The sequence below is a fragment of the Brevundimonas sp. genome (assembly GCF_032055285.1).
Lineage (GTDB): Bacteria > Pseudomonadota > Alphaproteobacteria > Caulobacterales > Caulobacteraceae > Brevundimonas.
Genome location: NZ_DAMBRE010000005.1, coordinates 41,462 through 64,439 on the forward strand (window position 1 = coordinate 41,462; position 22,978 = coordinate 64,439).

The window sequence follows — 22,978 nt, forward strand, 5'->3', positions numbered from 1 at the left end:
GCGCCTCTCGCCCTCAAGCGACCGATCTAGGTCAGATCGCAGTTAGGCTTGACGCCGCCTTCCAGCAGCCGGGTCCAGACGGTCTCGGCGTCGTCCGCGAACGAGAACAGCGCCATGTCCGAGGCCTTGACCATGCCGTGCTCGATCAGGGTGTCGAAATTGATGACCGAGCGCCAATAGGCCTCGTCGAACAGGACGATGGGGATCGGCGGCGCCTTGTCGGTCTGACGCAAAGTCAGGATCTCGAACAGTTCGTCCAGGGTGCCGAAGCCGCCAGGGAAGACCACCAGGCCATTGGCCCGCATGGCCAGATGCATCTTGCGCATGGCGAAGTAATGGAACTGGAAGGTCAGTTCCGGCGTCGACCAGGGGTTGGGCACCTGCTCATGCGGCAGGGTGACGTTGAAGCCGATCGACGGTGCGCCGGCTTCATGCGCGCCCTGGTTGGCGGCCTGCATGATGCCCGGGCCGCCGCCAGTGGCGATGACGTTGTCGCGCACCTCGCCCGGCGAGCCGCGGAAGGCCCCGCCCCGCTCCGAGGCGATGCGGCCGAACAAACGCGCCTGCTCGTACCAATAGCTGTGACGGCCCCCGCCATTGGCGCCGACGCGGGCGCTGCCGAACACCACCAGGGTCGAACGCACGCCCCAGGCCTTCAGCGCCTCCTCGGCCTTTTCGTACTCCATCAGGAAGCGCACGCCGCGCATCGACTCGCCCAGCAGGAAGTCCTGATCCAGAGCCGCCAGACGATAGGAGGGGGACGCCAGTTGAGCGGCGTTGGCGAGTGCTTGTTGTTCGGGAGACATTTCGGCCTTCAGTCAGACGCGCAGGCGATCAGCCGCGCGCGCGGTCCACGGTGTCGACGGACGGATTGGCGCGCAGCGCCGCGATGATCATGGTGGCGTGACGGGCGTCCTCGACCTCCACGTCGATGTCGACGTCGAAGAAATCCTGCTGACGATGCGCCATCGACAGGTTCAGGATGTTGCCGCCAGCCTCGCCAATGATGGTCGCCACCTGCCCAAGCACGCCCGGCGCATTGCGGATGGTGGCGCGCAGACGAGCCGAGGCCACCGCGTCCTGCTCCGCCTGCGGCGTCCACTGCAGATCCTGCCAGACGCTGTCGTCGTCGGCGAAGTCGGCCAGGGTCTGGCAGTCGATGGTGTGGACCGCCAGCCCCTTGTCGGGCTCCAGGATGCCGACGATGCGGTCGCCCGGCACCGGCGAGCAACAGGCGCCGAAGTGGATGCTGACGCCGGGCGTCAGGCCGCTGCCGCGCACGAACAGGCGCGCCTGGTCATTGCCGATCCGCTTGCGCTCGGGTCCAGCCTTCAGTTGCCCCTTCAGCGCCGGGAACATGGTCTCGGCGATCTTGGTCGCGGCCAGACGCCCCCGTCCGATGGCGTCGAACATGTCCTCTTCGGAGGCTATGGCGTGGGTTTCCAGAACCGGCTTCAGCGAGACGTCAGCCAGCGACTTGCCCGCCCGTTCCAGCGTCTGCTCCAGCGTCGCCTTGCCCAGACGCACGAACTCGTCGCGTTCCGAGGTGCGGATGTGGCGGCGGATGGCGGAGCGCGCCCTACCGGTGACCGTCAGGCTGCGCCAGTCGGTAGGCACCTCGCGCTTGGTCCCACGAATGATCTCGACCACGTCGCCGTTCTGCAGCGCCGTGCGCATGGGTTTCAGTTCGCCGTTGATCTTGACGCCGACTGCCGTGTCGCCGACCTCAGTATGGACGGCATAGGCGAAGTCCAGCGCCATGCCGCCGCGCGGCAGGGTGATCAGCGCCCCCTTGGGCGTGAAGACGAAGACCTGATCCAGGTACATTTCGAGCTTGGCGTGCTCGACCCAGTCCTCGCCGCCCTCGCCGTGCTCGATGACCTGGACCAGATGGCGCAGGTTCAGCAGCGGGTCACGGCCCCCGTCGGCCTCCATCGCCTCGCGGTCAAAGCCGTAGGAGTGGTTCTTGTAGGCCCAGTGCGCGGCCACGCCGTCCTCGGCCACACGGTCCATGATCTCGGTGCGGATCTGCATCTCGATCCGCAGGCCGCCGGGGCCGACGACCGTGGTGTGCAGCGAGCGGTAGTTGTTCGACTTGGGCGTCGAGATGAAGTCCTTGAACCGCTCCGGCACCATGGGCCAGGCCCGGTGGATGACGCCAAGCGCGCGATAGCAGTCGTCTTCGGCCTCAACGATCACCCGGAAGCCGTAGATGTCCGACAGAGACGAGAAGCCGACCGACTTCCTCTGCAACTTGCGCCAGATCGAATAGGGCGTCTTCTCGCGGCCCTTCACATGGGCGGTGATGCCGGCCTCGCTCAGGACCGTTTCGATCTCACGCGACACGCCCTCGATGGCGCGGCCATGCTCCAGCTTCAGCGCCTCCAGACGGCGCTGGATGGCGACGCGGGCCGTGGCGTTCAGATGCTCGAACGCCAGCTCCTCCAGTTCGGAGGCGATGGAGTGGATGCCGATGGAGCGGCCCAGCGGCGCATAGACTTCCAGCGTCTCGCGGCTGATGCGCTCACGCTTCTCCGGCTTGACGAAGTGGAGGGTCCGCATGTTGTGGAGGCGGTCGGCCAGTTTGACCAACAGGACCCGCACGTCCTTGGAGATGGCCAGGATGAACTTGCGCAGGTTCTCGGCCTGACGCGTGTGTTCGGCCTGAAGCTCCAGCCGCGACAGCTTGGTCACACCCTCGACAAGGACGGCGATCTCTTCGCCGAACATGGCGGCGATGTCGTCACGGGTGGCCGAGGTGTCCTCGACCACGTCGTGCAGCAGGGCCGTGACGATGGTGGCGGTGTCCAGCTTGTAATCGGTCAGGATGCCCGCGACCTGGATCGGATGGGCGAAATAGGGATCGCCCGAGGCCCGCAGCTGCGAGCCATGCATCTTCATCGCATAGACGTAGGCGCGGTTCAGCAGGGCTTCGTCGGCGGTGGGGTCATAGGCCTTGACCGCCTCGATCAGTTCGAACTGGCGCATGATCGGGGCGCGCTTGGTTTCAGGCACTTGGGACACGGACGGGGGGGACTCGGAGACTTCAGACGACAACGGCGTCGCCCCGGGAAGGAGCGACGCCGTCTGGTCTATCTGATTCGCGACTTTGTCCGGCGACGGGTCCGCGGGGGACCGCGCCGGGAGGATGGTTACGCCGTTGACAGGCTCAGCCGTCAGTAGCGTTCCTCCTGGCCGCCGTCCCGGTCGCTTTGCAGCGCGCGGATCAGTTCGGCCTCGGCCATGTTCATGTGTTGCGGCTCGGCCAGCAGGGCCACGACTTCAGCCTCATCCTCGGCCTCGGTGCGTTCATCGACGCGCTGCAGCGTGGTGATGATGTTTTCGCGCAGTTCGTCCGGCACAACCGTGTCGTCGGCGATTTCGCGCAAGGCCACGACAGGGTTCTTGTCGTTGTCGCGGTCCAGCGTCAGAGGCGCGCCGTTGGCGATGTTGCGGGCGCGGTGACCGGCCAGCAGAACCAGACCAAAGCGGTTCGGAACCTTCTCGATGCAGTCTTCGACAGTGACGCGGGCCATGAAATTCCTCTGGCGGCAGGGAGAACCGCACAAAATATAGGGTTAGGCGTGATTGTGCAACGCCGCGAAGGCCGGAATGCGGCGCAAAACGCCTCAGTTCTTCCTTTGGGCCAGCGGATAGCTGATGATCAGCACCAGGTCCACCTCCCCGGTCTGACGGATACCGACAACATTGCCGTCGAACAGATAGGCGGCGTCGCCCGCGCGCATCCGCGTCGTCACCCCGTCCGACGTCACCTCGCCTTCACCGCTGACGACATAATAGACCTCATCGTGGGCGATCGGGTGCAGGCCGATGGCGGCGCCGGGATGCATGACACGCTTGCGGAACTCCATCGCCCGGTTCGGCACGCCGTCGGAAATGCGATAGGCCGTGCTCATGCCCTCCCCGTTATGCGGCGGGACCTGGCGGACCATGGTGTCGGCTTCGCGGATCACCACGCCGATCCCCGCCGGCGGCGAGGCAGGTGCGGCCTGGATGGCGGCGATCAGGCCGAGCGCTGATAGAAGCATAGAATGTCTCCCGGTGTCATTTTTGGCGAAACTATCCAGCTTGGGGATCGGGTCAACGGCTCAAAGGTCGTGCATCAACGCCGACGCTCGCCTGCTCGGCCAGAGTCGCGGCATCGCCCTCGACCGTCGGGTGTCGCCACTGAGGCGCGATCTCGGCCAGAGGCCCCATGACGAACAAACGCTCAGCCGCGCGCGGATGCGGCAGGATCAGCCCATCCAGATCACCACTCAGACGACCGTAGGCGATCAGGTCCAGGTCCAGGGTCCGCGGCGCATTGCGAACACTGCGCCGACGGTCGAACACGTCCTCCATCCGTGACAGCTTGCTCATCAAAACGCCGGGATCATGCTCCGTCCGCACGATCACCACCCCGTTCAGGAAGGGCGGATCGCTCGGGTCAGGCCAAGCCTTCGACGACCACCAGGACGAACGGGCCAGAATGTCTATGCCCTCGGCCCGGAAGCGCGCCAGCGCCGCCTCCAGCGACTCCTCGCATGACGCCCAGACGCCCTTGTCATTGCAGCCCAGGGCGACGATGACTGCACCGTCCAGATCGAGGTCGCCCTCGGGGATTTCGGTCGGGGCGCTCATATTCTCGACCATTTCCACGGACTCATATTCATGACCGGCCATAGGGGCGACCGCATCGCCTTGTTCATCGACGGCGCCAACCTCTATTCCTCGGCCCGCGCGCTCAACGTCGATCTCGACTTCAGAAAGCTGTCCGACTGGTTCGGCCAGAAGGGCCAGCTGGTGCGCGCCTATTATTACACGGCGGTGGTCGAGGGCGAAGAGTTCTCGCCGGTCCGCCCGCTGGTCGACTGGCTCGACTACAACGGCTTCACCGTTGTGACGAAGCCGGTGAAACGCTTCACCGACGCCCAGGGCCAAAGCCGCATCAAGGGCAACATGGACATCGAGATCGCGGTGGACATGCTGGAGCTGGCCCCGCGGCTGGATCACATGATCCTGTTCTCGGGCGACGGCGATTTCCGCCGACTGGTCGAGGCGATCCAGACCAAGGGGGTTCGGGTCACCGTGGTCTCGACCACACGCTGCCAGCCGCCCCAGATCGCAGACGAATTGCGGCGTCAGGCCGACGCCTTCATCGACCTGGCCGACGTCATGATCCATTTCAGCAAGCCCAAGACCGCCATGAATCAAGGCGTCGCCCGCACCCTGGACCGGAGCGACCGGACGTGAACAGCGCCCTGAACCCGGAACCGGCGCGCGATTGCCCCCTGTGCCCGCGTCTCGTCGCCTATCGTCAGGAGAACATCCGCCAGAACCCGGACTGGTGGAATGGTCCCGCCCCCTCCTTCGGGGATCCGAACGCACGACTGCTAGTGGCAGGCCTTGCGCCGGGCCGCATGGGCGCGAACCGCACCGGCCGCCCCTTCACCGGCGACCATGCGGGTTGGCTGCTGTTCGACACCCTGAGGAAAGCCGGGTTCGCACAGGGAACCTACGACCCCGACGGAAACGACGACCTGACGCTGGTCGACTGCATGATCACCAACGCCGTGCGCTGCGCCCCGCCGCAGAACAAGCCGACGGGCGATGAGGAAAACACCTGCCGCCCCTTCCTGATCGATCGGCTGGCCGCCCTGCCCCGGCTCAAGGTCATCGTGACACTGGGCGACGTGTCGCGGCGCAGCATCCTGCGGACGCTCGGCTACCCCGGCACGGCCATCCCCGCCGGGCACGGCGTCGAGGGCAAGGTCGGCGGCTACACCATCATCAACAGCTATCACTGCTCGCGCCTGAACACGAACACGGGTCGCCTGACGCCGGAAATGTTCGAAGAAATCTTCCACCGCGCCAGGCTGGCGCTGGACGACTAGGTCAGCCGCCGCCGGCGACCTCGCCGGCCACCATCACCGGCGCCGAGGGTTCGCGGAAGTAGCGGTCGATGCCCTCGGCGACCGAACGCATCAGGCGGCGACGCGCACGCTCGTCGGTCAAAACGCGCTCGTCCTCCGGGTTGGTGATGAAGCCCATCTCCAGCAGGATGGCCGGAACGTCCGGGGCCAGCAGGACCGCCAGACCGGCGTCGCGATGGCTGCGGCGCAGCAGCGGATGGCTGTCGCCCTCCAGATGGGTCAGCAGGACCCGCGCGAACTGGGCCGAGCGGTTCTGGGTGGCGCGCTGGGTCATGTCCAGCAGGATGCGGTCGACCGAGGGGTCGCGCCCCGGCAGACGCAGATCACGCTGCCAGTCGTCGCCACGCGTATACTCGCGCACCGCGCGTCCCGCGCCCTGTTCCGACAGGGTATAGACGCTGGCCCCGCGCAGGGCCGGATCGGTCCCGGCGTCGGCGTGCAGGGATATGAACAGGTCGGCCCCCGCGTCGCGGGCGATCTGCACCCGACGACCGTGAATGACATAGACGTCGCTGTCGCGGGTCAGGCGCACGCGATAGCGGCCGGTGCGCTCGATCGCAGCCTTCAGTTCACGCGCGGCGGCCAGGGTGACGGCCTTCTCCTGGGCGTGGACGCCCTGAGCGCCCGGATCGCGGCCTCCGTGACCGGCGTCGATGACGATCAGCGGCTTTTCCTTGCGCGCCTGTTCGCGGCGCGGCGGCGGTGCGCCGGCGACGGCGGCCGCCGCGCCCGTAGCTTTCAGGTCGATGACATAACGATAGTGCGAAACGCCATCGCCCGGCGGCAGCAGGAATCGGCGCTCGATCTCGGCGCCACGCGCCAGGTCCAGGCGAATGCGCGAAGATGTGCCCGCCGAGCTGACGTCATAGCCGCGCACCAGGCCCGAACCATTGCCGTCCAGACCCCTGCCCGGCGCCACATCCGACAGGGCGACGACGACGCGGCCGGTCGTGCCGTCCTCGATCACCTGGCCACGCGTGGTCTTGCCCAGATCCAGCACGACGCGCGTGCGCTGGCCGTCGCCGCCGAAGCGAATGCCGGAAATCTGCCCGTCCGGCCCAAAGGCCAGGCCGCGGCCGGCCGCCAGCACGACGGCGCAAATCACGACGAAGGCCAGGCCCGTCATCGCCCATTCACGCACGCCCCAACGGGCCAGATTGTCACGCCACCGGCCATACATAGACGGACTTCACCCTTCTGGTTCAGACGACAGGATGGGCCGCGCGACTAAGGATTTCGTTAATACCTGTAACGGTCGTGGTTCTTTTATTTTCCGCTACATATGCCTATGATCTGGTCCGCAAGCGAATGATCGCGCCCCCTGTGGTTTCGTCAGGGTTCGGGCGCGCCCTCCTCGCGGCGCTGACTTTCACCTCATTCCGAGGATCGCCCGGCCTGGCCGACGATCCGAAGAACGGGTCCGGGACGCGGCCTTGAACGGCGCGTTCGGATCCAGGACCGACAGAACCTCATGGGCCGACCCGCCTGCGCTCCCGACCGGCAATTTGATGCCGCTCTCGCCATCCGCGAGGGGATGACGCGCGCCCTGGCCCCCATTTCCATTCGGCGAGCCGCCCCCTTGTCCGCGGATGTATCCGCAGGGCCCGGCCTGGCGCGCCAGAGAGAGACTTTTAATGTCAAAGACAATGCTGATCGATGCGGCGCACGCGGAAGAAACCCGCGTCGCCATCGTGGACGGACGCCAGGTTGAGGAATTCGATTTCGAATCCACGGCCCGCCGCCAGCTTCGCGGCAACATTTATCTCGCCAAGGTCACCCGCGTAGAGCCCAGCCTCCAGGCGGCCTTTATCGAGTACGGCGGCAATCGTCATGGCTTCCTGGCCTTCAACGAAATCCACCCCGACTACTATCAGATCCCGGTCGCCGATCGCGAAGCCATCATGGCCGAAGCGAACTCGGACGACGACGATCACGATGATCTGGGCCGTGAAGGCGATGACGAGTCCGAAGGCGGCCTGGCCGACGAGGAACGCCTGAAGCGCCGTCTGATGCGCCGCTACAAGATCCAGGACGTCATCAAGCGCCGCCAGATCCTGCTGGTGCAGGTCGTCAAGGACGAGCGCGGTGCCAAGGGCGCGGCCCTGACCACCTGGCTGTCGCTGGCCGGCCGCTACTGCGTCCTGATGCCGAACACCGGCAAGGGCGGCGGCATTTCGCGCAAGATCACCAACACCTCGGACCGTCGCCGCCTGAAAGCCGCCGCCTCGGCGCTGAAGGTGCCGAAAGGCATGGGCCTGATCATCCGCACGGCCGGCGCCAAGCGCACCCGCGCCGAGATCAAGCGGGACTACGAGTACCTGCTGCGCCTGTGGGAGACGATCCGCGAGACGACTCTGAAGTCGAACGCTCCGGCCGTCATCTACGAAGAAGAAAACCTGGTCCGTCGCGCCGTACGCGACATGTACGACAAGGACTTCGACGGCATTCAGGTCGAAGGCCTGGAAGGCTTCAAGGAAGCCCGTGACTTCATGCGCGTGCTGATGCCGTCGCAGGCCAAGAAGATCCACCTCTATCAGGGCTCCAAGCCCCTGTTCGCCGCCAACGGCATCGAAGAGGTGTTGACCCAGATTCACCAGCCGGTCGTGCCGCTGAAGTCAGGCGGCTATCTGGTCATCAACCAGACCGAGGCCCTGGTCGCCATCGACGTGAACTCGGGCCGCTCCACCAAGGAGCGCAATGTCGAGGCCACCGCCACCAAGACCAACCTGGAAGCCGCCGTCGAGGCCGCTCGCCAGCTGCGTCTGCGCGACCTGGCCGGCCTGATCGTCATCGACTTCATCGACATGGATGAAGGCAAGAACAACCGCGCCGTCGAGAAGGCGCTGAAGGACGCTCTGGCCAAGGATCGCGCCCGCATCCAGATGGGCCGCATCTCGGGCTTTGGCCTGATGGAGATCAGCCGCCAGCGCCGCCGCCTGGGCGTGATCGAAGGCGCCACCGAGGTCTGCGCCTGCTGCCAGGGCGCCGGCCGCATCCGCTCGGCGGAAAGCGCCGCCCTGACCACCTTGCGCGCCGTGGACATCGAGGCCGGCCGCAACGGCGCAGGCGCGATCAACCTGCGCGTCTCGACCGCCGTCGCCCTCTACATCCTGAACCACAAGCGCAGCTACCTGCAGCGCCTGCTGGAGCAACGCGGCCTGAACGTCGTCATCCAGATCGACGACAGCCTGGCCCAGGGCGAGCACGCCATCGAGCGCACCTCGACCAACGAGGACTTCGTGCCGGTCGTGACCCACATCTCGGCCGCCGAGTTGGACGACGGCTATGACGACCACGCCTTCGACCACGAGGACGAAGACGAGGACGACGAGGTCGTCGAAGGCGATGACGAGGACGACGCCGACCTGGATCGCGAAGACGAGGACGACGACGAAGCGCGCGAACGCGCCGAGCAGCACGACGGTGAAGGCCGCGGCCGTGGCCGCCGTCGCCGCCGTCGCGGCGGCCGTCGTGACGAGGAAGGCTCGGACGAGGGTTCGGTCGACACGGTTTCCGCCGACAGCGAGGACGAAGACGGAGACGCGGGTCGTCGCCGCCGTCGCGGTCGTCGTGGCGGTCGTCGCATGCGTGAAGACGGCGAACGCGACGCCTTCACCTGGGTGCGCGGCCGCACGCCGTCGCTGGACGATCCCTACGTCTGGTTCGACCCTATCAACCCCGCCCCGCGCGCCGAGCGCGCACCGGTCGAAGCCTCGGAAGCTCGTGACGTCGAAGCCGTCGCCAGCGAACGTCCGGAAGGCGAACGCGCCGAACGTGAAGGCGGCCGCTCGCGTCGTCGCCGTGGTCGCGGTCGCGGCCGGGACCGTGGCGGCCTGCCGCACGAAGCCAAGGTCGAGGACCGCGCGGTCAACGAAGGCCTGCCCCCGGTTGGCTCGCCGGACACGCCGATCGCTACGGTCATCCCGACCGAAGAGATCGTCTCCGATGCGCCTGAGGCCGTGGCCGAAGCCGCCGAGGCGCCCAAGCGTCGCCGCGTCCGTCGCAAGGTCAGCGCCGATGTCGCCGCCGAAGCCGTGATCGAAGCCCCTGCCGAGGCAGAGGCTGAAGTCGCAGCCGAAGCCGCGCCGGTCGTCGTGCCCGCTCAACTGGACGTGGAACCGGTCGTCGCCGCCAAGGTCGAGGCCGCCATCGAGCAGGCCCTGAGTCCTGAACCCGCGCCCCAGCCGGCCGCTGAACCGACGCCTGCGCCGGTCACGGTCGTTGAGCCGACGGCCGCGCCGACGCCGGAAGTCGACGTGGCGGCCATGATCGCCGAAGACCCCAATCAGATCGTTGCTCCGCCCGAGAAGCCGAAGCGCGGCTGGTGGCGCCGTTGATCGGACACGATTAGGCTTGAAGACACGGGGGAGACTGTCGCTCTGGAGTACGTCATGACCAGGCTTCCCCGTGTCGCATCCCGCATCCTTGCTACCGCCACAGCCATCGTGGCGGTGCTGGGTGCGGCTGGATCAGCCTCGGCCCAGAGTCTGATCCGCGACACCGAGATCGAAGGGATCATCCATGACTGGTCCGAACCGGTCTTCGTCGCCATGGGGTTGGACCCGACCGAGGTCGAGATCCTGCTGGTCAACGACAACGAACTGAACGCCTTCGCCACGCGCGGGCGGATCATGGGCCTGAACACCGGGTTGATCCTCCAGACCAAGACCCCCAATCAGCTTCTGGGCGTGATCGCCCACGAGGCTGGCCACATCAAGAACCGTCACACCCTGCGCGACGGCGCCCAGAACGCCGGCATGCAGCCGATGATCATGACCATGGCCCTGGGCGCCCTGGCCGCGATCGCCGGCGCGCCTGACGCGGGCGCGGCCCTGCTGGCCTCCAGCCAGTATTTCGGCACCCTTGGCGCCCTGCGCTACATGCAGAGCCAGGAAGGCGAGGCCGACATCACCGGCGCCCGCGCTCTGGAACGCGCCGGCGAGTCCGGCAAGGGCATGGTCGAGTTCTTCGAGAACTTCCGCTCGCAGGAAGTCTTCTCGGACCAGCGTCGCTACCCCTATTTCCGCAGCCACCCCCTGTCGTCGCAGCGCATCGAATCCCTGCGTCGCCCGGTCGAAGCGGCCGCCCATTACAATCACCAGGACAGCCCCGAGCGGATGGCCCAGCACGCCCTGGTCGTCGCCAAGATCCGCTCCTTCATGGACACGCCGAACGCGACCCTGCGCGACTATCCGTCGTCCAACACCTCCCTGCCCGCTCGCTATGCTCGCGCCATCGCCTGGTATCGCGACGGCCAGACAGACAAGGCCCTCGGCGCCGTTGACGACCTGCTGACCGAGCAGCCCGCCAATCCCTACTTCTGGGAACTGAAGGGCCAGATCCTGTTCGAGGAAGGCCGCCCGGCCGAGGCCATCGGCGCCCATCAGAAGGCGGTCGAGTTGAAACCCGACGCCCCCCTGCTGAAGATCAACCTGGCCCACGCCCTGATCGAGACCAATGACGCCGCCAATCTGGACGCCGCCGTCGATCAGCTGAAGCGCGCCGTCGCGCTGGAGAGGGACAATACCCTGGCCTGGCGCCTTCTGGGCCAAGCCTACGCCAGCCAGGGCAAGGAGGGCGAAGCGCGCCTCGCCTCGGCCGAATACTGGTTCGCCCTGGGCCGCACCGAACAGGCCAACCAGTTCGCCATGCGTGCCCGCGACATGCTGGATCGCAACTCCATTGAATGGCGCCGCGCCACCGACATCGTGCTTTCTTCCGGCGCCTCGGAGAGAGACATCACCGACGCAGAGCGCCGCAATGAGCAGCGCAACAGTCGCGGCGTCATCCTGCCAAACGGCTGACGCCCTTACCTTCCCGATACCGAGACCTGCATGACCGACGACGCACGCCCCGACGCCCAAGCCCCGACGCCCGACCCGAAAGGCAGCGCCCTGTCGCACCTGTCCGGCAAGACCCTAGCCGGCGCGGCTCTGGCTGTCTCGGTCGTGGCTCTGGGGCTATCTGTTGCGCCCTATCTGACCGGCGGCGATTTCGGCGGACGGGTGCGCGCCTATCTGATCGAAAACCCGCAGGTGCTGGACGAGGTCCTGGCCGCGCGTCAGGCGCATGAAGAGCAGTCCCGCGTCCAGACCATCAACGCCGCCGTCAAGGCCAATCCCGCCCTGCTGGCCCCGGACGCCCGCGACCCCAGCTTCGGCCCCGCCGACGCCAAGGTGACGGTGATCGAGTTCTTCGACTTCCGCTGCCCCGGCTGCAAGGCCGTGGCCCACGACTATCGCGCCCTGATGGCCGCCCATCCGGAAGTTCGTTTCGTCTTCAAGGACTGGCCGATCCTGGACCGGGGCGACGACGTAACCTCACAGTACGCCGCCCGCGCCGCCCTCGCCGCGCATCAGCAGGGCAAGTATCTGGAGGTCTATGACGCCCTGATGACCGAGCGCGCCCTGGACCGCGCCGCCATCGACGGCATCCTGGCCGCGCACGGCGTCGACATGGCCAAGGCCCAGGCGGCCATCGCCTCGCCCGAGATGACCCGCCACGTCACCGACATCCACACGACCGCCGCGACCCTGGGCCTGCAAGGCACGCCGACCTTCTTCATCAACGGCAAGGCCAGCGCCAGCATCGAGCCCGCCGCCGTCGCCAAGCTGATCGAAGACGCCAAGCGCTAGGCTGCGGCCAGGCTCCGATCGCCGCCGATCCACTCGACGTTCGACCGTCGGGTCGCTTCGGCGGCGGCGTCGGCGTTCCCCAGCTTCCGCTCGGCCTCAGCCAGGACGAAATAGCTGTAGGGATCGCTGGGCCAGTCCTTCAGCAGTTCCTCGATCTTGGCCTTGGCCCCGGCGGCGTCGCCGCTGGCCAGCAGGGCCGCCGCCAGGCTGCGGCGCGTCGGATACCAGATGATCGGCGGATCCCCGCCCTCGTCGTCCATGGCCTGAATCTGCGCCGCGCGGGTGAAGGCGGCGACGGCGGCGGCCGCATTGCCCTCGATCATGGCCGCCCGGCCCTCAAGGATACGCTGGGACAGTTCGGTGAAGACCGCGCGCTGCTCGGCCATCGGCCCGGTGAAGGGCGTGGCTTCGCGCAGGGCCTTGATGGCGTCCGCCTCTGCACGCACAGCGGCGGCGTCGCCCGCCCTCGCGGCCGCCTCGCCGCGCGCATAGCGCCAGCTGATGAGTAGCAACGGGTGGGTCTCCGGCGGCTCTTTCAGCGCCGCCACCTGCTCCGGCGTGCCGAACCGGCCATAGAGGGCGTAGGCGTTGTTGGCGACGATCTGGCGCCAGTATTCCTGGGCGCCGATGTCGGGATAGGTGGCCAGGAACCAGTCGGCGAGCTTCAGCCCCTCCTCGCCGCCCCCGGCCATCAGGGCGCCGCCCATGCCGAAGTGGATGTTGTGGGCGTGCAGCCGCATCGCCGGAACGCCGCCCGGCGGCTTGGCCATGGCGTCATAGCGCCGATCCAGCGCCACAGCGTTGACGTTGCTTTCCATCGCATCGCGATAGCGGCCAACGCGGTAATAGGTGTGCGACGGCATATGCACCAGATGGCTGGCCGCCGGGGCCAACAGGGCCAGTTTCTCGCCGTAGGGAATGGCCTTGTGCGGGTCGTCCGACCACTCGGTCAGATGGATATAGAGGTGGATCGCCCCCGGATCGTTCGGGTCTTTTGCCAAGGCGTGTTCCAGCAGGCCCATGGCGCGCGGAATGGCCGGATCAGCCGCCTTGCCGTCGTCGTCCCACCATTCGTCGGCGGCCAGCAGCCAGGCGTCGGCGGTGATGTTGGCGATGGCGACATCGTCGGGGTTCTGGCGAGCGATGCGGTCCATGCGCTGGGCGAAGCGGTCGGCGCGGCTCTTTTCCGAGCCGGAATAGCGCTGGATCAGGGCGTCGATCATCTGGCGCTGCACCGGGGTGGCGTCGCGGGCCAGACGGCGGGCGTCGCGGGCGGCCGTGCGGGCGGTGTCGATGGAGGCCTTGTCCTGACCGCCGCCGTTCAGGTTGGGACCGATGGCCCAGGCTTCGCCCCAGGCGCACATGCCGCAAGACGGGTCCAGCGCCCGCGCCTTGCGGAAGGCCCGCACCGATTCGGTGTGCTCGAAGGCCCAGCGCAGCCGCACACCGTGATCGAACCAGGCCTGGGCCTCGGGATTGGCGGTGTCGATCTTGAACCCGCCGGTCCCAAAGCCCTCGACCATGACGATGTCATTGGCCGGGATCGCCTCGATGGCCGAGCCGGCGGGGCCGCAGACCTGGGGCCGTTCCAGCAGGTCGCGCACCGCCTTGTCCGCCGTGGCGTCCGCCACCGCCATCGGCCCGATCATGCAGGCCGCCACGGCCGTGCAGGCCATCAATCCAAAACGCATAGAACCCTCTCCCACAGTCGCCGGGAGAGTGCGCGCCAGAGCCTGAGGTCGCAAGCGCCCCCAGCGTCGCGGTTTAGATCAGGCCCGCTAGCGGCGAGGACGGATCGGCATAGAGGCGCTTCTTCATGCGTCCAGCCAGATAGGATTCGCGCCCGGCGATGACCGCGTGCTTCATGGCGCTGGCCATCAGCAGCGGATCGCGCGCCTCGGCGATGGCGGTGTTCATCAGCACCCCGTCGCAGCCCAGTTCCATAGCGATGGCGGCGTCCGAGGCTGTGCCTACGCCCGCGTCGACCAGGACCGGCACCTTGGACTGCTCGACGATCAGGCGGATGTTGATGGGGTTCTGCACGCCCAGGCCCGAGCCGATCGGCGCGCCCAGCGGCATGATGGCCACGGCGCCCGCGTCTTCCAGCTTGCGCGCATAGACGGGATCGTCGGTGCAATAGACCATGACCTCGAAGCCCTCGGCGGTCAGCAGCTTCAACGACCGCAGCGTTTCTTCCATATCCGGGAACAGGGTCTTCGGGTCCGCCAGAACCTCCAGCTTGACCAGTGTCCAGCCGCCCGCCTCGCGCGCCAGACGCAGGGTCCGCACCGCGTCCTCGCCGGTGAAGCAGCCCGCCGTATTGGGCAGATAGGTGTATTTCTTGGGATCGATGAAGTCCGTCAGCACCGGCTGGTTCGGATCGGTCAGGTTCACCCGGCGCACGGCCACGGTGACCATCTCGGCGCCCGAGGCCTCGGCCGCCGCCGCGTTCTGGGCGTAGTCCCGGTACTTGCCGGTGCCCACGATCAGGCGCGAGTTGAAGGTGCGGCCGGCGACGGTCCAGCTGTCGGTGCGGGGGGCTGTATCGGTCATGCTCCTGACCTAGCGCCGCCCGCCGCCGGGGGGAAGCGGCGTTGCCGGATTTGATCGATCAGCCGCCGCCGACGAACTGCACCAGCTCGATCTTGTCGCCCTCGACCAACGCCGTCTCGCCGTGCAGCGAGCGCGGCACGATCTCCAGATTGCGCTCGACCGCCACCTTCTTGGGGTCCAGCGACAACTCCTGAACCAGACCAAGAATGGTCGTGGCGGCGGTATCCCGCGCCTCGCCGTTGACTTCGATACGCAAACTGTTCGCTCCAAGGGTGCGCGCGGAGGCAGAGCCTCTCTCAAGTGACGCAGATAATGAGGGTTCACGCGCCGGACTTCAAATCCCGGACCTTATGACCGCAATCGACAGATTGCGGAGATCCACTCAGATAAAGCATCATTGGCGGATGTCAGCGTCGGATTACAACGACCCCAGCTCCAAACTTAAGCTGCGCTTTCGACCGCTGCGCGGCTCAAGCACGCTTGTCTTGCTGGCTGCCGGACTGTCCATGTTTGCTACGATCATCTGCTTAATCGCATTCCTGGCCACGTTTCTTCCCGGTGCCGAAGTTAGCGGAAGTTCGTTCTTGTTCCTCGCCGGAGCGGCAGTCTTTGTCCTCGGCGCCGGAGTCTTTTATGCGGCTCACAGATTCTTGCGGCGCTTCCGCTGAACGGCAGCTTCCCGCCCTTAGCCCAGCTTCAAACGATCAGCCTTCGGGGCCCCTATAGTCAATTCGAAGCCCCCGCCTGCCCCTACGTCATCCTTTTCAACCACCCGCTTTGCGCCGCGCGCCACCTGAGCTACAACGCGCGCTCGATTCCGCGCGGACACGGCGCGCCTGTTTTGCGAGCGAATGCCCGAAACCCTCACCCTCTATGTCCTGAACGGGCCCAACCTGAACCTTCTCGGGGTTCGGGAGCCGGACATCTATGGCCACGAGACCCTGGCCGACGTTCAAGCCATGTGCGAGGCGGCGGCCGAGGGCGCGCGGGTCGTGTTCCGCCAATCGAACCATGAAGGCCAACTGGTCGACTGGATCCAGGAAGCCAGGGCCGATGCCAGCGCCCTGGTCATCAATCCGGCGGCCTTCACCCACACCTCGGTGGCCCTGCTGGACGCGCTGAAGACGCTGAGCATCCCCGTGGTCGAATGCCATCTGTCGAACCCCGCCGCCCGCGAGGCGTTCCGGCATCACTCCTATGTTTCCCTGGCCGCGACCGGCGTCATCGCCGGCTTCGGCCCTCGCAGCTACGAACTGGCCGTCCGGGCCGCTCTGGATCTGGCGCGCCGCGCCGGAGCCCAGGGCTGACCCCCTCGCGCCGCACAAAGATCAAGTAGAAGAGACCCAAATGTCCGACGACAAGCACAAGAACGACGCCATCGACGCCGGCCTGATCCGCAGCCTGGCCGACATCCTGAACGACACCGGCCTGACCGAGATCGAGGTCGAGCGCGGCGAACTGCGCATCCGCGTCGCCCGCGAAGTCACGGTCGCCGCCGCCCCGGTCCAGTACGCCGCCGCCCCGGCCCCGGTCGCCCATGCCGCGCCGGCCGCCGCTGCCCCGGCTTCCATGCCGTCGGACCCGGCCACGATCGTCTCGCGCAAGGGCGAAGAGGTGAAGTCGCCGATGGTCGGCACCGCCTACCTGCAACCCTCGCCGGAAGCCCCGCAGTTCGTGAAGCCGGGCGACAAGGTCAAGAAGGGCCAGACCCTGCTGATCGTCGAGGCCATGAAGACCATGAACCCGATCCAGGCCCCGCGTGACGGCGTCGTGTCGGAAATCCTGGTCGGCGACGCCCAGCCGGTCGAGTTCGGCGAAGCCCTGGTCCTGCTGGAAGCCTGAGACCGGATATGTTCACCAAGGTCCTGATCGCCAACCGCGGCGAAATCGCCCTGCGCATCCACCGGGCGTGCAAGGAGATGGGCATCTCCACCGTCGCCGTGCACTCCGAAGCCGACCGCGGCGCCATGTGGGTGCGGCTGGCCGACGAAAGCGTCTGCATCGGCCCGGCCCCGGCGGCCAAGTCCTATCTGAACATCCCGCAGATCATTGCGGCGGCCGAAATCACCGGCGCCCAGGCGATCCACCCGGGCTATGGCTTCCTGTCGGAAAACGCCCGCTTCGCCGAGATCATCGAGGCCCACGGCCTGACCTTCATCGGTCCCAAGCCCGACCACATCCGCGTGATGGGCGACAAGATCACCGCCAAGCAGACCGTCAAGGACGCGGGCATCCCCGTCGTCCCCGGGTCTGACGGCGAAGTCGAAACCGTCGAGGCCGCCATCGAGGCGTCCAAGACCATCGGCTTCCCGCTGATCGTTAAGGCCGCCGCCGGCGGCGGCGGTCGCGGCATGAAGGTGGCCATGACGCCCGACGATCTGGTCGAGGCCGTCCAGACCGCCCAGACCGAGGCCAAGGCCGCCTTCGGCAACGGCGCCGTCTACATGGAGCGCTACCTCCAGAAGCCGCGCCACATTGAGATCCAGGTCATCGCCGACAGCCACGGCAACGTCGTCCACCTGGGCGAGCGCGACTGCTCGCTTCAACGACGCCACCAGAAGGTGCTGGAAGAGGCCCCCTCGCCCGCCCTGTCGGCCGAGGGTCGCAAGAAGATCGGTGAAACGGTCAACAAGGCCATCGCCGCCATCGGCTATCTGGGCGCCGGCACCATCGAGTTCCTGTGGGAAGACGGCGAGTTCTTCTTCATCGAGATGAACACCCGCCTGCAGGTCGAACACCCGGTGACGGAAATGATCACGGGCGTCGACCTGGTCCGCGAACAGATCCGCATCGCCGCCGGCTTGCCGCTGTCCTTCAGCCAGGAAGACATCCACTTCGAGGGCCACGCCATCGAGGTGCGGGTGAACGCCGAGAACTCGGAAACCTTCACCCCGTCGCCGGGCACGATCACCGACTTCCACGCCCCTGGCGGCCTGGGCGTGCGTCTGGATAGCGCCATCTACGCCGGCTACTCGATCCCGCCCTACTACGACAGCCTGATCGGCAAGCTGATCGTCCACGGCCGCGACCGCGAGGAGGCCCTGGCCCGCCTCAAGCGCAGCCTGAACGAAATGGTCATTGGCGGCGTCGACACCACCATCCCCCTGTTCCAGAAGCTGTTGGCCGAGCCGGACATCCTGTCGGGCGACTACGACATCCACTGGCTGGAAAAATGGGCCGCCGCCCAGAAGGCCAAGGCCTAACCCCTCTTGGACGAACCCGAGTTCAGCGCCAGCAGCCCCTCCAGCGTCTTCGGACCCGAGGAGCTGCTGGCCTGCTACGCTCGCGGCGTCTTTCCGATGGCCGAGGCGCGCGACGACCCGCGCGTCTTTCTGGTTGAGCCGGACCAGCGGGGGGTCATCCCGCTCAATCGCTTTCACATTCCCAGCCGTCTGCGCCGCACCATTCGGGGCGAGCCGTTTCAGGTGCGCGTCGACACGGCGTTCGACGCCGTACTGAGCGCCTGCGCCGCGTCCGCCGAGGGCCGCGAGGACACCTGGATCAATGACCCGATCCGCTCACTCTATCTGCAGCTTCACCTGCGCGGCTGCGCCCACAGCATCGAATGCTGGCGGGACGAGGTTCTGGTCGGCGGCCTCTATGGCGTGACGCTGGGGGGCGCCTTCTTCGGCGAGAGCATGTTCAGCCGGGCGCGCGATGCCTCCAAGGTCGCCCTGGTGCATCTGGTGGCGCGACTGCGTAAAGGCGGTTGGAGCCTGCTGGACGCCCAGTTCCTGACCGAGCATCTGAGCCAGTTCGGTGCGATGGAGACGCCCCAGGCGGCCTATTTGCGGCTGCTGAAGCTCGCGCTGCGCCTGACGCCGGACAAGTCAGCCCTGACCGCGCCCATGACAGGCGCGGAGGCTGTGACCTACGCCTTACAGCCGACCACCCAAGCATCGTAGATCGGGTGCTGCAGGCCGCTGACGCCCGGCGATGAGGCAAACATCCAGCCCTTGAAGATCTGGCGCGCCTCGGTCGGCACGATGACGCCGCGCGGCTGAACCCCGACTTCCAGATAGGCGATGGCGTCCTCGGTCTGTTCGTCCGAGGCCGAGACCTCGCATGCGCGGGCGCTGAAGATCAGGGTCTTGTTGAAGCGCACCGGACGACCGCCGACCTCGACCTCGAACAGCATCGATTCAGCGGTGACCTTGTCGATGGCATGGATAATGGCCACCGGACGACGTTGACGGCGACCAGGCGTGGCGACGGGCTCAGCCGCCGGTTTTGGCGCTTCGGCCTCGACCTCGGGGGGAACATCTTCCTGCACAGCCGCAATCTCAACCTCGGGCGTCGAGACCACTACAGGCGTGCCGGGCGCGGCTGTCGGAGCCGTTGCGGGCGCAGGGCCTTGAGCCGGGGCTGCCGGGGCCGACCCCTGCGGGTTCTGCAAGGGCGTACGATTGGTGTCGCGCAGAAGATCGCCAACCGGGTCCTGAACCGGAACCGCGTCCTGCGGCAGGTCCATCAGGGCGCTGGTCATGCCGGCGCCCGCGACCGCCAGTCCCGCTACGGCCACGCCGACAAGCAGGAGGCGGCGTGCGGTCATTCGGGGCTCCAGGCCTGATAGTCGCCGGTGGCGGCGGGGCGCTTGCCTTCGTTGGCCAGCGAGCCCTGCGGACGCCACGCCATCGGCGTGCCGGTCAGGTTCGGCAGATGATCCTTCTCCCAGGCGCGGCGCGGCAGCGGCTTCTCGACCGGGGTCTCGTCATAGGTGTAGCGCAGCCAGCCCTGCCATTCCGGCGGAACCTTCGACGCCTCGGCATAGCCGTCATAGATGACCCAGCGGCGCTGGCGGCCGTCGTAGCTGACCTTGTCGCGCGACTGATAGTAGCGGTTGCCGAACTCATCCGTGCCGACCAGTTGGCCGCGTTTGCCAACGGTGAACAGGGTTCCGATGGTGGCGCCGTTCCACCAGGTGAAGATCTTGCTCAGCACGTCGTCGAACCTACTCGAATCCCGTCGCCCAGGGAGGTCCGGCGACGCCACGCGATCATAGAAACCGCAGCCGCCCGCGTCCAGCCCGAGACCGGCATAGAGCGCCGCAGCCAAACATCAACATCTTGGGGGTAACCCTACCAAATGACCCAAGATTTATTGAAACCCCGTGCGCAGCGTCGTTAATGTCACGATCAGGACACGCGCGGAGACGTTGTGATGCGCATCAAGCCCCGATTTTTCGACCTCGCCGCCGTCGTCGCGCTGGACCCGCGCGCCATTGAGCGCCCTGGCGTGGTGGCGCCGACCCTGGCCCCAGTCGACTGGACTGATGTCCGCGTCGAAGCCTGGTTGGACTGGGCGGAAAGCCTGCCGACCGACCTGCCCCGCGACGGGGCGCCGCTGGACGACGACCACGACGCCTGGCTGGGCGGGGCCACCGACCGCTGGGCCCATCGTCTGGCCGCCTGGGGCCGCATCCAGAGTCTGTTCACAACTGCCGAGGACGCCGTCGCCTTCGCCGACGAACTGTCAGCCTCGCTGCGGCTCGGCGTCGCTGCGCCCGCCGCGACCAATGAGCCCGCAGCGGCAGCCCCATTCATCGCTCTGAGCGAACCCGGCGCCGCTCGGCGACTGGGCGACCTGACCGCCGCCCGGCGAGGCGAGCGCCTGTCCAGACACGCCGCGGAGGCCCTGTCCGACGCCCTGCGCGCCGTCGCCGACGCGGTCGATCGCTGCGATGGTCCGCGCAACGCCTGCATCGATCCGTTCCGCAATCCTGCCCTTGCCCGCGCTGCATTGACCGCTCGCCGTTGCGGCGCGACCGATGCGGACGTCATCCGAGCCGCCGAGGGCGAAAGCCCGGCCATCGTCTTGCCTGAACTCGCCGCGCGCGCCGTCCAGCCCGTCCTGGCTCAACGCGACGCCATAGCCTCGGGCGGTCCTGAAGCCCTCACCGTGGCTGAGGCTGCGCTTGAGGACGACCTGGCCCTGACCTTTACGCCGCGCGACGCCGAGGCCCTAGCCGACGTCGGGCTGGAGGCCCGCGCCGCGATTCACCTGCCGACTCTGGCCGCGCTCTACGGCGACAGTTTCGACGAAGCGCTGGACGACTTGACCCGGCTGTGGGTCTTCGCCCTGGAAATCGAGACCGCTTTGCGCTCGGCCGACCGTCGCCGTGAAGCAGCCCGCCCCATCGCCCTGGGCCTGTCCGGTCTGGCCGACTGGGCCGTGGCGAAGGACGCCGAGAACGCCGCCGACCTCGCTGCCTCTGTCGGCGCCCGCGTCTCCGCCGCCGCCAACGCCGCATCCAGCGAGATCGCCGCCAGCCTTGGTCCGTGCGTCGAATGGGCCGCCGCCAGGGACGAAGCCTTGGACCTCGCCATCCAACGTGGTCAGGACGCCTCGCCCCTCACGCGCCATGGGCGCCGACACGCCGTCATCAGCCTGTTCGTCAGCGACCCGGAACTGGACCTGCGCCTCGGCGCCTCGCCGTTTTCCGCCACCGACCTGTTCCAGACCGAGGACGGCGAGACCGAACGGCGACTGCGCCCCGCGCTGGCCCGCGCCATCGCCCGCGCGGGCGGCGACGTCGAGGACGCCGAGCGCCGGCTGTTTGGCCGTCGCACCCTGATGGGGACGCCCGGAATCAATCACTCCGCCTTGCGTGACCTGGGCTTCACCGATGTCGAACTGGAGGCCGTCGAACTGGCCCTGGGCCAGACCGACCAACTGGCCGCCGCCTTTGCCCCGCCCGTGCTGGATGCGGGCTTTGTCGGCGATGTCCTGGGTCTGTCGGTCGTGGACGGCGCTGACCTGCTCCCTCGCCTGGGCTTTGATCAGTCCGCCATCGAGGCGGCCCGCGCCGCGGCCTTCGGCCATGCCGACCTGTCCGACTGGGCCGGGGCACCCGAAGCCCTGCGCCCCCTGTTGGCCGCCGATCCCGCCGCTTTCGAGGCTGAACTGCGCCGCGCGATCGAACCCTTCAGCGACACGCCTGACGCGACGCCGGACCTGATCGACTGGCGCGCCGGGCCGCTTCAGGCCGCCCGCACCCTGGGTCAGGGCGCCCGCGAGGGGCGTCGGGCCGTGGCCCTGCGCCGCGCCGCGCCGCCCGCCGACTTCCATCTGGATCTGCCCGAACCCGACGCCCCGCTTCAGCGCCGCGCCGAGCCCGAGGCCAGGACCGTCGAACGGGTCGTCGAGAAGGTCATCGAGCGCGACCGCACCCGCCGCAAGCTGCCCGACCGCCGCAAGGGCTACATCCAGAAGGCGGCTGTCGGCGGCCACAAGGTCTATATCCACACCGGCGAGTACGAAGACGGCGAGCTGGGAGAGATCTTCATCGACATGCACAAGGAAGGCGCCGCCTTCCGCAGCCTGATGAATAACTTCGCCATCGCCATCTCGATCGGCCTGCAATACGGCGTGCCGCTGGACGAGTTCGTCGACGCCTTCGTCTTCACCCGGTTTGAACCGGCGGGGCGCGTCACCGGCAACGACTCGATCCGTTCGGCGACCTCGATCCTCGACTACATCTTCCGCGAGTTGGGCGTCTCCTATTTGGGGCGGCAGGAACTGGCCAACGCCGAGCCCGAAGGGCTGAACCCCGACGGTCTGGGCGCGGTCGCGAACAACGACGCCGAGCCGGTGCCCGCGGCACGGTTCATCTCCAAGGGCTTTGCGCGCGGCGCGGCGCCCGACAACCTCGTCGTCGTCCCATTTGGACGCAAGGCCGAGGCGCCGCGTGACGCCGCTCCGACCGAAGCCGTCGCCTGTCCCGCCTGCGGCGATTTCAGCCTGCAGAATCGCGGCGGAGGCTGGATTTGCGACACCTGCGGAGCCGCTCCGCAGATGCAAGGCGGCTAGACATGGCGTCCGGCCCGCTTCTTGCTTGAGAAACGTCAAAGCTCGGAG

At 67.4% G+C, this 22,978-nt stretch carries 21 protein-coding genes; 10 read left to right on the forward strand and 11 right to left on the reverse strand.

All coding sequences use genetic code 11. From position 1 onward, the window contains the following. Positions 1-26: 26 nt before the first annotated feature. The 5 genes from RTY13_RS12640 to folK all read right to left on the reverse strand — a co-directional run bounded on the left by RTY13_RS12640 (position 27) and on the right by folK (position 4,641). Positions 27-806: a TIGR00730 family Rossman fold protein gene (locus RTY13_RS12640; RefSeq protein WP_312783889.1), complete on the reverse strand. Its 780-nt coding sequence runs from the start codon at positions 804-806 to the stop codon at positions 27-29. A 28-nt stretch (positions 807-834) separates the two neighbouring features. Next, positions 835-2,988 (reverse strand): bifunctional (p)ppGpp synthetase/guanosine-3',5'-bis(diphosphate) 3'-pyrophosphohydrolase, encoded by a 2,154-nt coding sequence (locus RTY13_RS12645; RefSeq protein WP_312784154.1) that lies wholly within the window; start codon positions 2,986-2,988, stop codon positions 835-837. A 188-nt stretch (positions 2,989-3,176) separates the two neighbouring features. Then, positions 3,177-3,536, reverse strand: a complete 360-nt coding sequence (gene rpoZ, locus RTY13_RS12650; RefSeq protein ID WP_207826781.1) for a DNA-directed RNA polymerase subunit omega — start codon at positions 3,534-3,536, stop codon at positions 3,177-3,179. Positions 3,537-3,629: 93 nt separating this feature from the next. Next, positions 3,630-4,049, reverse strand: a complete 420-nt coding sequence (locus tag RTY13_RS12655) for a cupin domain-containing protein (protein WP_312783892.1) — start codon at positions 4,047-4,049, stop codon at positions 3,630-3,632. 52 nt (positions 4,050-4,101) lie between these two features. After that, on the reverse strand, positions 4,102-4,641 hold the full coding sequence (gene folK / locus RTY13_RS12660; protein WP_312783894.1) for a 2-amino-4-hydroxy-6-hydroxymethyldihydropteridine diphosphokinase: 540 nt from the start codon (positions 4,639-4,641) through the stop codon (positions 4,102-4,104). 30 nt (positions 4,642-4,671) lie between these two features. Between folK and RTY13_RS12665 the strand changes: the two genes are divergently transcribed. After that, a complete protein-coding gene (locus tag RTY13_RS12665; protein WP_312783896.1) occupies positions 4,672-5,253 on the forward strand; it encodes an NYN domain-containing protein in 582 nt (193 codons plus the stop codon). Beyond that, positions 5,250-5,894 carry a uracil-DNA glycosylase gene (locus RTY13_RS12670; protein WP_312783898.1) on the forward strand — a complete coding sequence of 215 codons (645 nt, stop codon included), beginning with the start codon at positions 5,250-5,252 and terminating at the stop codon, positions 5,892-5,894. The genes RTY13_RS12665 and RTY13_RS12670 overlap by 4 nt, the downstream gene beginning before the upstream one ends. Before the next feature lies 1 nt (position 5,895). On the opposite strand, the gene RTY13_RS12675 is transcribed toward RTY13_RS12670, so the two are convergent. Next, positions 5,896-7,113 carry an N-acetylmuramoyl-L-alanine amidase gene (locus RTY13_RS12675; protein WP_312783900.1) on the reverse strand — a complete coding sequence of 406 codons (1,218 nt, stop codon included), beginning with the start codon at positions 7,111-7,113 and terminating at the stop codon, positions 5,896-5,898. Positions 7,114-7,567: 454 nt separating this feature from the next. Here RTY13_RS12675 and RTY13_RS12680 point away from each other — a divergent pair, with 454 nt between their 5' ends. The 3 genes from RTY13_RS12680 to RTY13_RS12690 are packed head-to-tail and all read left to right on the forward strand — an operon-like array spanning position 7,568 to position 12,568. Next, the gene (locus RTY13_RS12680) at positions 7,568-10,270 is read left to right on the forward strand and encodes an Rne/Rng family ribonuclease (RefSeq protein ID WP_312783902.1); all 2,703 of its coding nucleotides are present in this window, start codon (positions 7,568-7,570) and stop codon (positions 10,268-10,270) included. Between the two features lie 54 nt (positions 10,271-10,324). After that, the gene (locus tag RTY13_RS12685) at positions 10,325-11,737 is read left to right on the forward strand and encodes a M48 family metalloprotease (protein WP_312783904.1); all 1,413 of its coding nucleotides are present in this window, start codon (positions 10,325-10,327) and stop codon (positions 11,735-11,737) included. Between the two features lie 30 nt (positions 11,738-11,767). Next, on the forward strand, positions 11,768-12,568 hold the full coding sequence (locus RTY13_RS12690) for a thioredoxin domain-containing protein (protein WP_312783906.1): 801 nt from the start codon (positions 11,768-11,770) through the stop codon (positions 12,566-12,568). Here RTY13_RS12690 and RTY13_RS12695 read toward each other — a convergent pair. The 3 genes from RTY13_RS12695 to thiS all read right to left on the reverse strand — a co-directional run bounded on the left by RTY13_RS12695 (position 12,565) and on the right by thiS (position 15,377). Further along, the gene (locus RTY13_RS12695) at positions 12,565-14,259 is read right to left on the reverse strand and encodes a hypothetical protein (protein WP_312783908.1); all 1,695 of its coding nucleotides are present in this window, start codon (positions 14,257-14,259) and stop codon (positions 12,565-12,567) included. The two genes, RTY13_RS12690 and RTY13_RS12695, sit on opposite strands and share 4 nt — an antisense overlap. 73 nt (positions 14,260-14,332) lie before the next feature. Next, the gene (locus tag RTY13_RS12700; RefSeq protein ID WP_312783910.1) at positions 14,333-15,121 is read right to left on the reverse strand and encodes a thiazole synthase; all 789 of its coding nucleotides are present in this window, start codon (positions 15,119-15,121) and stop codon (positions 14,333-14,335) included. Positions 15,122-15,179: 58 nt separating this feature from the next. Continuing rightward, positions 15,180-15,377, reverse strand: coding sequence for a sulfur carrier protein ThiS (gene thiS / locus RTY13_RS12705; protein WP_312783912.1), 198 nt, complete (start codon positions 15,375-15,377; stop codon positions 15,180-15,182). Between the two features lie 595 nt (positions 15,378-15,972). On the opposite strand from thiS, the gene aroQ reads away from it, so the two are divergent. The 4 genes from aroQ to aat are packed head-to-tail and all read left to right on the forward strand — an operon-like array spanning position 15,973 to position 19,026. After that, positions 15,973-16,428: a type II 3-dehydroquinate dehydratase gene (gene aroQ / locus RTY13_RS12710; protein WP_312783913.1), complete on the forward strand. Its 456-nt coding sequence runs from the start codon at positions 15,973-15,975 to the stop codon at positions 16,426-16,428. Between the two features lie 40 nt (positions 16,429-16,468). Then, positions 16,469-16,963 carry an acetyl-CoA carboxylase biotin carboxyl carrier protein gene (gene accB, locus RTY13_RS12715; RefSeq protein ID WP_312783915.1) on the forward strand — a complete coding sequence of 165 codons (495 nt, stop codon included), beginning with the start codon at positions 16,469-16,471 and terminating at the stop codon, positions 16,961-16,963. 8 nt (positions 16,964-16,971) lie between these two features. Then, complete coding sequence (gene accC / locus RTY13_RS12720; RefSeq protein WP_312783917.1) at positions 16,972-18,324, forward strand: acetyl-CoA carboxylase biotin carboxylase subunit; 1,353 nt, start codon at positions 16,972-16,974, stop codon at positions 18,322-18,324. Between the two features lie 6 nt (positions 18,325-18,330). Next, positions 18,331-19,026: a leucyl/phenylalanyl-tRNA--protein transferase gene (aat, locus tag RTY13_RS12725; protein WP_312783919.1), complete on the forward strand. Its 696-nt coding sequence runs from the start codon at positions 18,331-18,333 to the stop codon at positions 19,024-19,026. On the opposite strand, the gene RTY13_RS12730 is transcribed toward aat, so the two are convergent. Both RTY13_RS12730 and RTY13_RS12735 read right to left on the reverse strand, forming a co-directional pair. Next, the gene (locus RTY13_RS12730; RefSeq protein ID WP_312783921.1) at positions 18,993-19,673 is read right to left on the reverse strand and encodes a DUF2155 domain-containing protein; all 681 of its coding nucleotides are present in this window, start codon (positions 19,671-19,673) and stop codon (positions 18,993-18,995) included. The two genes, aat and RTY13_RS12730, sit on opposite strands and share 34 nt — an antisense overlap. Further along, complete coding sequence (locus RTY13_RS12735; RefSeq protein ID WP_312784156.1) at positions 19,670-20,062, reverse strand: NADH:ubiquinone oxidoreductase subunit NDUFA12; 393 nt, start codon at positions 20,060-20,062, stop codon at positions 19,670-19,672. Before RTY13_RS12735 ends, RTY13_RS12730 begins: the two co-directional genes overlap by 4 nt. 219 nt (positions 20,063-20,281) lie before the next feature. Between RTY13_RS12735 and RTY13_RS12740 the strand changes: the two genes are divergently transcribed. After that, a complete protein-coding gene (locus RTY13_RS12740; RefSeq protein ID WP_312783923.1) occupies positions 20,282-22,930 on the forward strand; it encodes a TSCPD domain-containing protein in 2,649 nt (882 codons plus the stop codon). The last annotated feature ends 48 nt before the right edge of the window (positions 22,931-22,978 follow it).